General features: G+C 71.8%; 17 protein-coding genes. 9 read left to right on the top strand and 8 right to left on the bottom strand.

Annotated features, from left to right (window positions below; translation table 11 throughout):
* The first annotated feature begins 170 nt into the window (after positions 1–170).
* Entirely contained in the window at positions 171–566 is a 396-nt protein-coding gene (locus BY998_RS12775; RefSeq protein WP_110351991.1) for a response regulator, read from the top strand.
* Between the two features lie 114 nt (positions 567–680).
* Here BY998_RS12775 and rpsU read toward each other — a convergent pair whose 3' ends face one another.
* Both rpsU and phaZ read right to left on the bottom strand, forming a co-directional pair.
* Positions 681–989: a 30S ribosomal protein S21 gene (gene rpsU, locus BY998_RS12770; RefSeq protein ID WP_110351990.1), complete on the bottom strand. Its 309-nt coding sequence runs from the start codon at positions 987–989 to the stop codon at positions 681–683.
* 371 nt (positions 990–1,360) lie between these two features.
* Positions 1,361–2,575 carry a polyhydroxyalkanoate depolymerase gene (phaZ, locus tag BY998_RS12765; RefSeq protein WP_110351989.1) on the bottom strand — a complete coding sequence of 405 codons (1,215 nt, stop codon included), beginning with the start codon at positions 2,573–2,575 and terminating at the stop codon, positions 1,361–1,363.
* Positions 2,576–2,920: 345 nt separating this feature from the next.
* On the opposite strand from phaZ, the gene BY998_RS12760 reads away from it, so the two are divergent.
* Positions 2,921–3,577, top strand: a complete 657-nt coding sequence (locus tag BY998_RS12760) for a glutathione S-transferase family protein (RefSeq protein WP_110351988.1) — start codon at positions 2,921–2,923, stop codon at positions 3,575–3,577.
* Between the two features lie 32 nt (positions 3,578–3,609).
* On the opposite strand, the gene BY998_RS12755 is transcribed toward BY998_RS12760, so the two are convergent.
* The 3 genes from BY998_RS12755 to BY998_RS12745 all read right to left on the bottom strand — a co-directional run bounded on the left by BY998_RS12755 (position 3,610) and on the right by BY998_RS12745 (position 6,665).
* Positions 3,610–4,242, bottom strand: coding sequence for a hypothetical protein (locus BY998_RS12755; RefSeq protein WP_110351987.1), 633 nt, complete (start codon positions 4,240–4,242; stop codon positions 3,610–3,612).
* A 219-nt stretch (positions 4,243–4,461) separates the two neighbouring features.
* Positions 4,462–5,946 (bottom strand): ATP-binding protein, encoded by a 1,485-nt coding sequence (locus BY998_RS12750; RefSeq protein ID WP_110351986.1) that lies wholly within the window; start codon positions 5,944–5,946, stop codon positions 4,462–4,464.
* A complete protein-coding gene (locus tag BY998_RS12745) occupies positions 5,943–6,665 on the bottom strand; it encodes a response regulator (RefSeq protein WP_110351985.1) in 723 nt (240 codons plus the stop codon). Before BY998_RS12745 ends, BY998_RS12750 begins: the two co-directional genes overlap by 4 nt.
* Positions 6,666–6,879: 214 nt before the next feature.
* Here BY998_RS12745 and BY998_RS12740 point away from each other — a divergent pair, with 214 nt between their 5' ends.
* From BY998_RS12740 to BY998_RS12720, 5 genes are all read left to right on the top strand, one after another.
* A complete protein-coding gene (locus BY998_RS12740; protein ID WP_110351984.1) occupies positions 6,880–7,161 on the top strand; it encodes an accessory factor UbiK family protein in 282 nt (93 codons plus the stop codon).
* Positions 7,162–7,497: 336 nt separating this feature from the next.
* A complete protein-coding gene (locus BY998_RS12735) occupies positions 7,498–8,004 on the top strand; it encodes a YbjN domain-containing protein (RefSeq protein ID WP_110351983.1) in 507 nt (168 codons plus the stop codon).
* Positions 8,005–8,090: 86 nt separating this feature from the next.
* The gene (gene proC, locus BY998_RS12730) at positions 8,091–8,933 is read left to right on the top strand and encodes a pyrroline-5-carboxylate reductase (protein ID WP_110351982.1); all 843 of its coding nucleotides are present in this window, start codon (positions 8,091–8,093) and stop codon (positions 8,931–8,933) included.
* 101 nt (positions 8,934–9,034) lie between these two features.
* Positions 9,035–9,871 carry a TetR/AcrR family transcriptional regulator gene (locus BY998_RS12725; RefSeq protein ID WP_110351981.1) on the top strand — a complete coding sequence of 279 codons (837 nt, stop codon included), beginning with the start codon at positions 9,035–9,037 and terminating at the stop codon, positions 9,869–9,871.
* A gap of 192 nt (positions 9,872–10,063) precedes the next feature.
* A complete protein-coding gene (locus tag BY998_RS12720; RefSeq protein WP_110351980.1) occupies positions 10,064–10,666 on the top strand; it encodes a cytochrome b in 603 nt (200 codons plus the stop codon).
* Between the two features lie 35 nt (positions 10,667–10,701).
* Here BY998_RS12720 and BY998_RS12715 read toward each other — a convergent pair whose 3' ends face one another.
* Positions 10,702–11,373, bottom strand: a complete 672-nt coding sequence (locus BY998_RS12715; protein ID WP_110351979.1) for a DUF4142 domain-containing protein — start codon at positions 11,371–11,373, stop codon at positions 10,702–10,704.
* Positions 11,374–11,640: 267 nt separating this feature from the next.
* On the opposite strand from BY998_RS12715, the gene BY998_RS12710 reads away from it, so the two are divergent.
* Both BY998_RS12710 and BY998_RS12705 read left to right on the top strand, forming a co-directional pair.
* Positions 11,641–12,117: an Hsp20/alpha crystallin family protein gene (locus tag BY998_RS12710; protein WP_110351978.1), complete on the top strand. Its 477-nt coding sequence runs from the start codon at positions 11,641–11,643 to the stop codon at positions 12,115–12,117.
* Positions 12,118–12,241: 124 nt separating this feature from the next.
* Positions 12,242–13,054, top strand: coding sequence for a universal stress protein (locus tag BY998_RS12705; protein WP_110351977.1), 813 nt, complete (start codon positions 12,242–12,244; stop codon positions 13,052–13,054).
* Positions 13,055–13,294: 240 nt separating this feature from the next.
* Here BY998_RS12705 and BY998_RS12700 read toward each other — a convergent pair whose 3' ends face one another.
* A complete protein-coding gene (locus BY998_RS12700; RefSeq protein WP_110351976.1) occupies positions 13,295–14,110 on the bottom strand; it encodes a universal stress protein in 816 nt (271 codons plus the stop codon).
* Positions 14,107–14,439 (bottom strand): BON domain-containing protein, encoded by a 333-nt coding sequence (locus tag BY998_RS12695; RefSeq protein ID WP_110351975.1) that lies wholly within the window; start codon positions 14,437–14,439, stop codon positions 14,107–14,109. Before BY998_RS12695 ends, BY998_RS12700 begins: the two co-directional genes overlap by 4 nt.
* Positions 14,440–14,592: the final 153 nt, after the last annotated feature.

The following is a 14,592-nucleotide window of genomic DNA, read 5'->3' as shown; positions in this document are numbered from 1 at the left end:
CGATCCGTTAAGGGTGCGGTCCGGAAATCCGGTACGATTGTCCCTGAACCGAACATCCCTCCGCTTGTTGTCGCAGGGAAAGCATCGATCGGCCACCGCCGATTCCGCCGTCGCGCGCCCTTTGCCGGGCGGCTGCTCTCGACCCGTTCGCACAGCATCAGGGAGACATCATGGCTCACGCCCGAACCGCCGACAGCCCGGTCGCGCTCGTCGTGGAGGATGACGAGGCCGCCCGCGACCTCGCGACCGCCCTGATCGAGGAGACCGATCTCGACGTCATCGCCTGTTCGAGCGCCGAGGACGCGCTCGCGATCCTCGAGCGCGACGACGTCACCGTCGCCATGGTGATCGCCGACACGCATCTCTCGGGGGTGATGGACGGCGCGGCGCTGGCGCGGACCGTGGAGGATCGCTGGCCGGACGTCCGGCTCGTCGTGACCTCCGAGGCGCGCGAGGAGCGGAATGGCGAGATCCCGCCGCACGCCGTCTACATGCGCAAGCCCTGGCTTCCGCTGGAATTGCTGCGACAGGCCGAGCGCGCGACGCTCACCGCCCGGGCCGCTTGACGACGCGGCAGCCGAACATCCTGCCCAGCCAACGAAAAGGCCCCGCCCGGTCGAACCGGCGGGGCCTTTCGTATCCGACGCTGCAGGCCGCCGGAAGGGCGGCCGGCGCGGAAATCAGGAGGCGGCGGGCGCCGGAGCGGCGGCCGGGGCGGCCTGCGAGAAGCTCGGGGCGCCGGGGCGGCGCGGGGCGCCGGTACGGGGCTTCGGCTTCGGAGCGGCGATCAGGCCCTCGCGGATCGCGGTCTTGCGGGCCTGCTTGCGGGCGCGGCGGACAGCCTCGGCCTTCTCACGAGCCTTGCGCACGGAGGGCTTCTCGTAGGCCTTGCGCTGCTTCATCTCGCGGAAGATGCCCTCGCGCTGCATCTTCTTCTTGAGGACGCGGAGCGCCTGATCGACGTTGTTGTCGCGAACGAGTACCTGCAACGGAATCAACCCCTGGATCTGTTGTTTCGAACCGCACCGGCCCCGGATCCCCGGCAGAACCGGGAAAAAGCCGTCAGGCGCCCCGATCCCCGGGCTGCATTCCGGGGGAGGCGTCGCGACGGCAGCCGAATCGGTGCGAAAGAATTGCACCTGAGCGCGCGGCATACACGAAGCGCGCCCGGGTTGGAAGTGCGCGAAAGCCTCTCGAAAGCTCCTTGCCGACCTTGGACCGGGCGATGCTCGGCGGGCCGCCGCGGATTCCGCGCCGTCATCGCGAGGCGAGGCCGTGGCGATCCAGGGCGCCGTGATATCCGCAGATGGTGCGCCCTGGAGTGTTCGGCTCCGCCGCGCGAGGGCGGAGAGGGGCCGGTTCAGGCGTGCGAGGCGATGAAGTTGCGCACCAGCGGGTAGGTCTGCGCCTCCCACTTGCGGCCCGAGAACACGCCGTAATGGCCCACCCCCGCCTGGAGGTGGTGGCTCTTCATGTGCGGCGGCAGCCCCGAGCAGAGATCGTGGGCGGCCATGGTCTGGCCGACCGCGCAGATGTCGTCGCGCTCGCCCTCGACCGTCATTAGGGCCGTGCGGCGGATCGCGCCCATGTCGATCCGCTCGCCGCGATAGGTGAGTTCGTTGCGCGCCAGGGTGTAGTCCTGAAACACCGTCTTGACGGTCTCGAGGTAGAACTCGGCGGTGAGATCGAGGACGGCGAAATACTCGTCGTAGAAGCTCTCGACCGCCCGCGCCCGCTCCGTATCGCCCGAGACGTAGTGCCAGAACAGGTCGGAATGGGCGTCCGAATGGCGCTTGGCGTTCATCGAGACGAAGGCGGTCACCTGCATGAAGCCCGGATAGACCCGCCGCCCCGCGCCCTTGTGGCGGCCCGGCACCGTGGCGATCAGGTTCTGCTCGAACCACTCGATCGGCTTGGAATTGGCGAGCGCGTTCACCGAGGTCGGGCTGACGCGGCAATCCACCGGGCCGGCCATCAGCGTCATGCTGCGGGGCTGGGCGGGGTTTTTCGTGTGCGCCATCAGCGCGGTGGCGGCGAGCGCCTGCACGGCGGGCTGGCACACGGCCATGAGGTGGGCGCCCTCGCCGATCGTCTCGAGGAAGCGCACGACGTGATCGACGTAGTCGTCGAAGCCGAAGCGCCCCGCCGAGAGCGGCACGTCCCGGGCGTTGTGCCAGTCGGTGATGTAGACGTCGTGATCGGGCAGGAGCGTGCGCACGGTGCCGCGCAGGAGCGTGGCGAAGTGGCCCGAGAGGGGAGCGAGCACCAGCACCTTGGGCTGGGGGCTGTCGATGTCCTTGCGGAAGCGCAGCAGCGTGCCGAAAGGCGTGGCGAGCACCGGCTCCTCGATCACCGGCACGTCGCGGTTGCCGACCCGCACCGCATGGATGCCGTAGGCGGGACGGGCGAAGGTGAGCCCGGCGCGCATCATCATGCGCGCGCCCGCCGCCCACCACTTGGCGGTGTCGTGCCAGGGCGTGCGCATCCAGGGAGTTGCAGCATCATGCAGGATGCGGCCCCATTGGCGGGTCTGCCGGGCGATGTCCGACTGGACATCGAAGGCTTGATACAGCATCGGGCGCAACTCCCGCGCACAGTCTCCTGCACGCATCATCCTCTCGCGAACGTCCGGGACGGGCCCGGCTTCGTCCGCCTTGCTTCCCCGGACCGCGTCGGCCGCCCTCGCGCCGCGATCCCGGGTTGAGCAGGCTAAGCCGTTCAGGATTGGGCGCAACCTATCAAAAGTACATACGGCGCCCTTGTGATGTGGATGCATCACTTTTCATGGGGGCTTCGGGGAAGAAGAATTCTATCGCCGGCCTGCGGCGCACCCGGCACGAGTCTTGGATCAGGTCTTGGATCGCGTCTTGGATCGCGCTTCCGGCCGCATCGCCGGCGGGCGGATCTCCGGAGGAAGGGCATGGCCGAGGCAACGCTGACGATCTCCAGCCGGAATTATTCTTCCTGGTCTCTGCGCGGCTGGCTGCTCTGCCGGATGGCGGGGCTCGACCTCGCGGTCGAGGTCTTGCCGGGCTCGGACGCCTCGACCCGGGCGGAACTGCTCCACCTCTCGCCCTCCTTCCTGGTGCCGCGGCTGGAGCACGGCGCCATCGTGGTGTGGGACGTGCTCGCCATCGCCGAGTACCTCAACGAGATCCGCCCGGAGGCCGCCCTCCTGCCCGAGTCGCCGGCGGAGCGCGCCCGCTGCCGGGCGGTCTCGGGAGAGATGCATGGCGGCTTCGTCAACCTGCGCTCGGCCCTGCCGATGAACCTGCGCAGCCTTCATCGCGGCTTCCGCATCTTCAACGGCGCCAAGGGCGACATCGAGCGCATCTGCGCGATCTTCGAGGATTGCCTGTCGCGCTCCGGCGGGCCCTACCTGTTCGGCGCGCGGCCGACGCTGGCGGACGCGATGTACGCCCCCGTCTGCACGCGCTTCCGCACCTACGACGTGCCCCTCCCCTTCACCGCCGCGACCTACTGCGACACGATCCTGGCCTGGGACCTGATGAACGAGTGGGCCGCACTGGCCGAGGTGGAGCCGGAGGAGATCGAGGAACTCGACATGGAGTTCTGAGTGCCGCCGAGGCCCATCGTCGCCCCATCGCCTCACGCGTCGAAATCCATGACGAGGCTGGCTGCCGTGCGGTTGGGGCTGGACGTGCCGGCAGCGCCGTAGCCGGTGCTGCCGGACAGGCGCGATTGGAGCTGCGAGAGGAAATCGGAGATCAGGCGGCTGGCGCTCGCGTTCGCGTCCTCGGATAGGGCGCCGCCCGATGGGCCATCGTCTGAGGACGCAGCTTCGGCGGGAGGCGGCCCGCCCGCTCCGCCCGCTCCCTTGGGTCCACCCGCTCCCTTGGGTCCGTCCACGCCCTGCACGTCGTCTCCGCCGCCCGAGAACAGCGATTTGAGGGTATTGGCCTGCGCGCTGGTGAGGCTGCCCGCGCTGACCTGATCGGCGATCAACCCGTCGATCTTCTCCTTCATCGCCACCGGGTCGGGACGCGACGGGCGGGCCGACGTGCTGGAGGACGCTCTCGAAGGGGCCGCCGAGCCCGAGACCTCCGGGGACAGGCCCGCATCGATGGAATCGAGGGCCGAAGTCAGCGCGGTCGCGTCGGTGGCGCTGATCGAGCCGGAGGAGACGCCCTGCTGGATCCGGTCGCCGATCCGCTCGCGGCCCGCGGGCGGTGGCGGCGGACGGTACGCCTGCGCGGCGTTGCTCGACGAGACCGACGTCATGATGGAGGCTCCTGATACGTCTTGCGGGCAATTTTCCCACGCATCGAGGAGACATCTACTTGCTAAACGGAAGCTTTCCGCCGGCCCGCCCGATGGTTTCCGGATATTTCCGGACCCCGCGCCAGCACCATCGAGCCGCCTTGTTTCCAAGCACGACCGACGACATCCGACTGGTTCCGCCGCCATCGTCGTGAGCGAGACCCGGCGGCGGCGCGATCCTCAGCCGGCGGTGGGCGCCTTGGCGACGCGCTCCGAACTGGCCAGCGGCAGCTCGATGCGGGCGCAGAGACCGCCGCCCGGCCGATTCTGGAGGCGTAGGCGTCCGCCATGGCCTTCGACGATGGCGAGTACGATCGACAGGCCGAGGCCGAAGCCGGTCGCCCCGTCGAGGTTGCGGGCGCGGTCGCCGCGCACGAAGGGCTGGAGCATGGCGCTGCGCTCGGCATCGGGGATGCCCGGCCCGTCATCCACCACCTCCACCGCCACGTCCTTCCCCTGCCCGGCCGGCTCCATGGAGAGGCGGGCGCCGCCGCCATACTTCACGGCGTTGTCCACGAGGTTGGTGATCGCCCGTTGCAGGTCGTCGGGCCGCCCGCGCACGAGCACGTGGCGGCTGCGCTCCAGGCTCACCGCCGCCCCGATATCGCTGAATCCGTCGCAGACCGTCTGCACCACCGAGGCGAGGTCGATCAGCGAGGTCTCGGAATCGGGCTTGGCCCCCTGCCCGTCCCGAACATAGGAGAGCGCGGATTCCACGAGTCCGTTCATCTGGTCGAGGTCGCGCAGGGTCATCTCCCGGGCGCGCTCGTCCTCGATGAACTCGGCCCGCAGCCGCAGGCGGGTGATCGGGGTGCGCAGGTCGTGGCTGATCGCGGCGAGCATCTGCGTGCGGTCGTCGAGCAGCCGCAGCACGCGGGCGCGCATCCGGTCGAGGGCGCGGGCCAGCGCCAGCACCTCCTCCGGCCCGCGCTTCGGGAGCGGCGGCGGCTCCTCGGCCGTGCCGAAGGCCTCCGCGGCGGCCGCCAGCCCGGCGAGCGGCGCGGTGAGCGCCCGCGTGGCCCAGAACGAGAGCAGCGTGAGACTGAGCCCCAGGAAGGCGAGGGTGAAGATGATCACCCCTTCCGTCGGCGGGCGCGGGTGATCGTCGGGCAGGATCGCCCTCAGCCGCGCGCCCGCGGGCGTGGTGATCCCGATCTGGAGGCCGGTCTCGCTGCGGTCGCGGCCGGGAGCGAGGTCGGTCACCGGCAGCGCGCGCCCGAAGCCGTCGCGCAGGCGCTCGATCAGGGGGTGGCGCTCGATCGGCTCCTCCGCCGCCTTCGCCCCGGCCGGCGGCGCGCTGCCGTCCCAGGGCGCGAGGCGCAGGGTCGGCAGGCTGCGGGCGGCGGCCCGGAGGAGGCCCTCGCGCTGGTCCGGCTCGGCGGCGTCGAGCAGGCGCGCCACGGTGGAGAGGCGGGTGGCGGCGACGCCCGGCCGCTCGTCCGGCCGCCAGGGCTCGCGCAGGGCCAGCACCGCGACCGCCGCGAGAACCTGCGCGACGAGCAGGGCCGCGACCACGAGGAGGGCGATCTGCCCGGCGGCCTTTTTCGGGCGGGGCCAGGGCGTGCGGAGCCACGGAATGCGGAGCCTGGGCAGGCGCGGCCCGGATCGGCGCCGCGCGGGGGCGTCGCCGGCTGCTGCCTCGGGCGCGGTTCGTGCGGGGCTCATGAGCGGCCGATCTCCGGCGCGAACAGGTATCCGCCCGAGCGGATGGTGCGGATGATCTCGGGATTGCGCGGGTCGCGCTCGATCTTCTGGCGGATGCGGGAGACCAGCACGTCGATGCTGCGCTCGAACGGCCCGGCCGCCCGCCCCTGGGTCAGGTCGAGCAGCTGGTCGCGGGAGAGGACGCGGCCGGGGCGCAGGCACAGCGCGTGCAGCAGGTCGAATTCGGCCCCCGTGACGGCGATGCGCGCGCCTTCGGGGCTCAGCACCTGCCGCAGGCCCACGTCGAGGGTCCAGCCGGCGAAGTGGAAGCGGCGCACGCCGTCCCCGTCCTGCGGCTCGGCGCCCTTGCGACGCAGGATCGCCCGGATGCGGGCCAGGAGTTCGCGCGGGTTGAACGGCTTGCCGAGATAATCGTCGGCGCCGATCTCCAGCCCGACGATCCGGTCGATTTCCTCCGACTTTGCCGTGAGCATCAGGATCGGGACCTGCGAGGAGGCCCGCAGGCGCCGGCACAGGCTCAAGCCGTCCTCGCCGGGCAGCATCAGGTCGAGCACGATGAGATCGACCCGCGCATCGGCCAGCACCCGGTCCATCTCGCGTCCGTCGCCGGCCAGACTCACCCGGCAGTCGTTGGCGCGCAGGTAGCGCGCCACCAGCGCGCTGATCTCGCGGTCGTCCTCGACGACGAGGATGTGGGGGGTCGGCAGGTTCGTGGTCATGATGCCGACAGTCTTACGCCCGCTCGCACCCCGGCCGAAAGCACGGGCGCGGCGCGTGATTGTAAGCGCCCGTTTCCCGTGCGCCCCGGGACATGCTCGGTAACAATCCCGCCCGGCGGGAGGTCGCTCGATTGCCCTGGCAGGCGCCGATTCTTATGTCGGGACGACGTGCTCGACCGGTTCGGGCGCGGGAGGAGACCTGAAGGAGACCCCCATGCAGAGCTCGAACCGCCTTTTCGACGACGTCGCCCGCCTGTTCACCGACGCCGCCGGGGCGGCCCAGGGGGTGCGCCGCGAGGCCGAGACGATGTTCAAGGGACAGGTCGAGCGCCTGATCCGCGACATGGACGTGGCGACCCGCGAGGAGGTCGACGTGCTGCGCGACCTCGTGGCCGCCTTGCGCAGCCAGAACGACGCCTTGGCCGCCCGGGTCAGCGCCCTGGAGGCCCGGCTCGGGGCCGAGGCGGGCAGCGCCGGCAGCACGGAATCGGTCTGAGCGGCGGCGCGAACTCGCCGGGGAGTCATCGAAGACTCACCCTGAGGGAAAACGCGGAATCCGGATTTCTTTGCACAGGAAGCAGCGGTGGATAGTCGCGTTGCCCACCGCTGATGCCGGGACGACGCTTTGAAGCCCGCGGGGGCCGCGGGCTATAAACGGAGCGAAGTTGATTCGCCCCGGTGGACAGGTGGAACCGAACTCCGGGCCCGTGAAATCTGATGGAAGCCCTCCGCAGGACGGAGTTCGACGGGGTTTGCCTCAAACTCCGTCACGGCCCTGCTTTGCCCGCCGGCCCGATCGATGCGCTCGACCGGACCGACAACTTGGATCGCCATGACCCAGCTCAGCCTCATCGAAGACACCGACCGGCCCGAGCACCCCATCGACGTCGTCGAGCGCCTCGCCTCGCTACGCGACTGGATCTTCGACCGGATCGAGACGGACGAGATGTCCGTCTCGGTGGCGGGGCGCTGGGCCGAGTACCACGTCGCCTTCACCTGGATCGAGGAGGTCGAGGCGCTGCACGTGGCCGCCGCCTTCGATTTGAAGGTGCCGGAGCGGCGCCGGGCCGAGATCCTGCGGCTCGTCTCCCTCGTCAACGAGCAGCTCTGGATCGGCCATTTCGACCTGTGGTCGTCCGACAGCGTGGTGATGTTCCGCCACTCGCTCCTGCTCACCGACGGCATCGCTCCGACGCAGGGGCAGTGCGCCATGATGATGAAGACGGCCACCGATGCCTGCGAGCGCTACTTCCAGGCGTTCCAGTTCGTACTTTGGGCCGGCCGGAGCGCCCGCGAGGCCCTGGACGCGGTGCTGTTCGAGACCGAGGGCGAGGCCTGATCCCAGTCCGGGATCGTCGCGGCCCGGGTTTCAAGAGCCCTCGATAAGCTCTTGATCCGGGCCCCCCGCGATGGGATCGAGGGGCCATGATCCAGGATCCCGCCCCGCCCGGCCCCGAGGCCGCCTTCCCCACGCCCCTGGTGCTGGCCGGCGCCGGCAAGATGGGCTCGGCCCTGCTGCGGGGCTGGCTCGCGGGCGGGCTCGATCCCGCCGCGGTGAGCATCGTCGATCCGCACCCCTCCCCCGAGATCGCCGCGCTCTGCGCCGAGCGGGGCCTGCGCCTCAATCCCGGGACGGCGGGCCCGGCCGGAGCGCTGGTGCTCGGCATCAAGCCGCAGGCGCTGGACGAGGCGGCCGCCGCGCTGGGCGCCTGGATCGGCCCGGACACCCTCGTCGTCTCGATACTCGCCGGCAAGACCATCGCCGACCTCAAGCGCCGCCTGCCGGGCGCCCGCGCGGTGGTGCGCGCCATGCCCAACCTGCCCGCCAGCATCGGCCGGGGCGCGACGGGCGCCGTCGGCAGCGCCGAGGTCGGTGCGTCCGCGCGGGCCGGCGCGCAGGCGCTGCTGGCCAGATCCGGCCTCGTCGCCTGGCTCGAGGACGAGGCCTTGATCGATGCGGTGACCGCGGTCTCGGGCTCGGGGCCGGCCTACGTGTTCCTGCTGGCCGAGGCGCTGGCCGAGGCGGGCGTGGCGGCGGGTCTGCCGCCGGCGCTGTCCGCGCAGCTCGCCCGCGCCACCGTGGCGGGGGCCGGCGCCCTGCTCGACGCCGATGCCCGCGAGGCCGGGCAGCTGCGCCGTGACGTCACCTCGCCGGGCGGCACCACGGCGGCGGCGCTCGACGTGCTGATGCGCGAAGGCGCCCTGCCCGGCCTGATGCGCGAGGCCGTCGCGGCGGCCCGGCGCCGGGCGGGCGAACTGTCCGGCTGAGCCCGCGCGGCGCCGCTCCGCGGAGCGATGCGATCGGCCGCGGGTTCAAGCCCGCCGCCCGGCCCCTACATGAGAGGGGAAGCGAACACGGAGCACGGATCATGGAAGCGGCCCCCGAGCCCACATCCGGCGGCAAGTCCGACACCGGCAAGTCCGACGCGGCCAAGAATGAGTCGGTAAAGTCCGGCCCGGTAAAGTCCGACGCGGGCAAGTCTGGTGCGGGCAAGTCCGCCTCTTCGACCGCAGCCAAGGGCAAGCCCAACCCGCGCGAGGCCGCGGTCGAAGCGCTGATGCGGCTGGCCGCCGAGCAGCCCTGGAACGACATCGAGGTCGGCGACATCGCCCGGGAGGCGGGCCTGAGCCTCGCCGAACTGCGCGAGCTGTTTCCGTCCAAGGGCGCCGTGCTCGGCGGCCTGTCGCGGATCATCGACCGCGCCGTGCTGGAGGCCGACAGCAGCGACCTTGCCGACGAGCCGGCCCGGGAGCGCCTGTTCGACGTGCTGATGCGCCGCCTCGACGCGATGACGCCCTACAAGCCGGCCCTGCGGCGCATCGCCTTCGCCCTGCGCGGCGATCCCCTGTCGATGCTGGCGCTCAACGGCGTCGCCCTCAATTCCCACCGCTACATGCTGGCGGCGGCCGGCATCGACACGGAGGGACCGCTCGGCCGGATCAAGATCCAGGGCACGGTGATCGCCTTTGCCCGCACCGTCGAGGTCTGGCTGGAGGACGAGGATCCGGCGCTCGCCCGGACCATGGCCACGCTCGACCGCGAGATCCGCCGCGGCGAGACGTTCATGGAGCGCGCCGACGACGCCCGCCGCCTCACGGCGCCGCTGCGCGCGCTGGGCCGTGCCCTGATGGAGCGACGCCCTCGCCGCGACCGCACGCCCCCGGCCGACGACGCCGAGGACCGCGACCCGGCCGCGGCGATCTGAGCGGCGCCATCAGATCGGCCGGTGCGTCTTGCCCGGTCCGTCTTGCCCGGTCTTGCCCGGCGCCACGGCGCAGACGGATCGTCCGCGCCGCTCCGTCCGCGGTGACGCGTTGCAAAATGTGATCTCGCGCAAGGTCGAAGCAACCAAGCCTTGTACTAGCTGAGTCTCCTGAACCGACGGGAGACGTCCGACATGGCCACGACCATCGCCCCCGGAGCCGCTCCGGCCTCCGCCCTGCCGCGCTACACCCGCACGGCGCAGGCGCTGCACTGGCTGACCTCGGCCCTCGTCCTCGCCGTGCTGCCGCTGGCCTGGGTGGCCACGAGCCTCGCCCGGGACGCGGCGGCCAAGCCGGTCCTGTTCCAGTTCCACAAGTCGGTCGGGATCACGATCTTCGCGCTGGTGGTGGCGCGCCTGCTGTGGCGCGCCTTCAACCCGCCCCCGCCGGAGGCGAACGTGCCGGCGGGGCTCGCCTTGATCGGACGGGTCAATCATTGGCTGCTCTACGCGGTGTTCCTGCTCATGCCGGTGAGCGGCTTCCTGCTCAGCGCCTTCAACGGCAGCACGACGCAGTTCTTCTACCTCTTCCCCATCCCCGGCTTCGAGAAGAACGAGGGGCTGCGCACCCTCTTCCAATCGATGCATCTGGCCGGGCAATGGGCGGTCTACGCCCTGGTGTTGCTGCACATCGCCGGCACGGCGTGGCACGTCGCGATCCGCCGGGACGGCCTGCTCGACCGGATGCTGCCGGAGCAGCATCCGGAGCGTAACGCGCGCCGGGCGACGGGCCTCTGAAGGCCCGCAGCCCGGCCGGTCGCTCCCGCGCGGGCTCAGCCCTCGCGGCCGGCGCCCATCGTCGCCTGCATCCGCGAAAGCTGCGCGATGTGCCGCCGGATCAGTGGGATCGTGCTCGCCGCGATGCGGCGCAGCCCGGGGTCCTCGCCGGCCTGCGCGTAGGAGCCGTGGATGGCGAGCGCCTCCTGGTGTCCCTGGAGCGAGGCGTTGACGAACATGGCGTCGTATTCGGGGCCGCCCGGCATGCCGGAGAGCCGCGAGAGGATCTGCGCCTTCTGCTCGTCCGTGGTCATGCCGCCGGGCGGAGGCGCGCCGAGCACGCCGCCGACCACGCCTCCCACGGCCCCCGCGGTCGCTCCCGCGACGGCGAGCGGCGCGGCCACCAGGCCGCCGACGAGCCCGCCCGGTCCGGGAGGCGCCCCGGCCGCCATCGGTCCGGCCGCGCCGAGATAGGGGTCGAGCTTGCGCGCGACGTCGACCTGCTCCGTGACCTCGGCCCGGCTGAACGCCTTCACCCGCGGATTGCGGGTCTTGGCGTGGGCGTCGCGGGCCGTGTTCTCGAGGAACAGGCCGCCCTTCGTCGCCATGGCGAGGTAGACGGGCGTCGGAACGGTGCCGCCCGGCGCCGGCTGGGCCAGGGCGGTGCGGGTGACGGCCAGCGCCGCCGTCGCGGTCAGCAGGGTCGTCAGAAAGTCACGGCGATGCATGGGTTCGGGTCTCCCGGTCCGGACAACGACTCCCGAGCCCCGGTTTTCATCTGCGGCGCGGGCGTGTGACGCCGAAACCTTGGCGAAATCGGCAATGTTCCGGCCCTCTCTCCCCGGATGAACATCATCGAATACGCTGCACTGACGCTCGATCCGTGGTCGGGAGCAGTGGCCGCGCGCCCTTGATCCAGCTCAACGCTCGGTTGGCGTCCCGGCCCTAAGGATCGTCGGGCGGCTCGGGCTGAGCCGCCTGACGGGAGTCGGTCCATGAATCTCAGATCTCTCCTCACCCTCGGCGACCGTTTCAACGGAACGTCGGCCAACGGCCGGTCCGTGATGCTCCCCCTGCAGCGCGGGGCCGACGCGATCTTCGGCGATCTCCGCTCCGGCCTGCCGCAACTCCTGCAGGACATGGCCGTGCCGCGCATGGACGTGGTCGAGAAGGACGGACATCTCGAGGTGACGGCCGAACTGCCCGGCCTCACCCGCGACGACGTCAAGATCGAGCTGGCCGACGACACGCTCATCATCAGCGGCGAGAAGCGGCAGGAGAACCTGTCCAAGGATTCCCGCAAGATCATCGAGCGCTCCTACGGCGCCTTCGTGCGCAGCCTGGAACTGCCCGCGGGCATCAAGGCGGAAGACATCGAGGCAAGCATCGACAAGGGCGTCCTGACCGTGAAGCTGCCCATGGCCGCGATGAAGCCCACCGAGGCCAAGCGCATCGAGATCAAGGCCTCCTGAGGCGTCTCACGACCGGCCCCGGTCGCCGCCGTGCGGCCGGAGCGCATCGAAACGAGGGCCGGGGGGAAGCCGATCCGAGCGGATCGGGCACGGCGCCGGCCCGCTCCAGGATCGGAGATGTGCCATGACCTTCGCCAGCATCATGGTGGCCGTCGATCTCGGCCCGCAGGTGCGCCACCGCGTGCGGCTGAGCGGCCACCTCGCCGACGCCTTCCAGGCGCGTCTCATCGGCGTGGCCGCCGAGACGCCGGCCTACGCGGTCCCGCCGGTGGGCCCGACGCCCGGCAGCGCCTTCGCCCTGTCGGCCTCGAGCGAGGCCGTGCTGCAGGATCTCAAGCGGGCGCACGCGGCCTTCGAGGAGGCGGCCGGGCCGCGCGCGCGGGTCGAGTGGCGCTCGAACCTCGAATTCCCCCTGCCCTTCCTGATCGCCCAGGCCGCCGCGGCCGACCTCGTCGTGGTCGGGAGCAAGGACGAGGCCGGCGCCGGGCTCTTCGCGGTCGATCCGGGCGACGCCGTGATGCATCTGGGCCGGCCCGTCCTCGTCGTGCCCCCGGAGGTCGATCATTGCGACGCGCGCCACGTCGTGGTGGGTTGGAAGAACACCCGGGAGGCGCGCCGGGCCGTTCGCGACGCCCTGCCCTTCCTCAAGCGGGCGGCGCAGGTCGTCGTCCTCTCCGTCGACGAGGGCGACGGGGCGGCGCAGGTGCGGGACGTCGTGGGCTTCCTGGAGGCCCACGCGGTCCCCGTCACCGCCCTGCAGCGGGAGAGCGGCGGCGCGCGGGTCGGGACGGTGCTGGTCGAGGCGGCCGCCGAGCACGGGGCCGACCTCGTCGTCACGGGCGCCTACGGCCACACCCGCCTGCGCGAATGGGCCTTCGGCGGCGTCACCCGCGACCTGCAGGCCGGGGCGCCGATCTGCTGCCTGATGAGCCACTGAGAGCCCGTTCGACCTGAGCGCTGTCCCTCGACTCGCTTCGTGGCCGCATTCTGAACAACCGCCGCGGACGGGATGTCCGCATGTTTCCCCGCTCCCCCGGCCGGATTGCTCGCGCGCGCAGAGCCGTCCTACGCCCGTACGGCTTCCGGCCGATCCGTTCGGCCTCTGTCCGTCATTGCGTCGCTGACGCGCGCGATGACGAAAGCGGGCCAAATCCGAAGCGAATATCCGGAAACGGTCTCAATGGCTCATCAGGCAGCAGACGGAGGTCGTGCGCAGCATCTCGCTCGTGACGCCGCCGAAGATCCACTCGCGCAGTCGGCCGTGGCCGTAGGCGCCCATCACGATCAGGTCCGCCCCCTCGCGCTCGGCGAAGCGCAACAGGGCGTCGGCGGGGCCGAGGGCCGGGCGCGCCAGCAGGTGCGTGGTGGCCTCGCAGCCATGCCCCACCAGATAGGCGGCCGTGCCCTCGGCGCCCTCGTGGCGCGCGTCCGGCCCGACGGCCACCACGAAGGCCCGCTCGGCCCGGGTCAGGAACGGCAGGGCGTCGTGCACGGCCCGGCGCGCCTCGCGCGTCTCCTTCCAGGCTACGACGATCCGCTTGCCCGAGAGGTGCGCGAGGCCCGGCGGGGCCACGAGCACCGGCCGGCCGACCGCCATCAGAAGGGCGCCCGAGGGCACGGCCAGCAGGCCCGGATCGCCGTCCGCCGGCCCCTGGCGGCCGACGACCACGAGGTCGGCCCCGCGCGCCCGCTCGACGAGGAAGGTCAGCGGCGCGGCCAGCGCCGCTTGCCAGTCCGTCCTCGGCGCCGCGCCCGCCGCCCGTTCGAACAGGGTCCCGGCCTGCGCGATCTGCTCGCGGGCCAGGCCCTCCTCCTCCTCGAAGATCCGCTCGATCGCCAGGCCGTCGTCGGCGAGCACCGGCGCCAGGATCTCGCGCGCGGCCACGCCCGTCAGCGTCGCCCCGAACCGCTCGGCGAGGGCGGCGGCCAGCCGGACACGGTCGGCCGCCGCGTCCCCGAGGTCGAGCGAGACGACGATGTTGGAGAGTGTCATGCCGGCCTCCCGAGCCCGGTCGCGCGCCTCGTTCCGCTGGCGGGATTTCCGACGAGGCCGGACAGCGCGCGTCCGGCCCGCAAGGCCAGCGCCTCGTTGCCGATCTCGGGCGCCTCCGGGTAGCGGACCTCGATCTGCCCGAGCACGGTGCGCACGCCGCGGACCCGGAAGGCGACGCGCTCGGCGATGCATTTCTCGGCGAAGTTCCGGACATCGCCCGTCAGCGTCACGACACCGTCCTCGACGCTCACGCCGATCCGCTCCGCATCGATCAGGGGCGCGTTCCGCAATTCGGCGAGCACGTGCCGGCGCACGGTGATGTCGTCCATCGCCCGTCTCCTCGGTTCGATCGGGGATGCGGGGCGCCGGCACGCGGCGCCGCGCCCGGACCCGCGGGGATGCGCCGCCCCGGGATCGTCCGGCGCGCCCGACCCGGCCGACCCGGCCGACGGGATCCATCCTGCCGCGACGCCCCCGGAGCG

Origin of the sequence: Methylobacterium sp. B4, assembly GCF_003201865.1 — a bacterium.
Taxonomy (GTDB): domain Bacteria; phylum Pseudomonadota; class Alphaproteobacteria; order Rhizobiales; family Beijerinckiaceae; genus Methylobacterium.
Note: the sequence above shows the minus strand (reverse complement) of the source record. Positions and strands in the feature narration are given on the sequence as shown.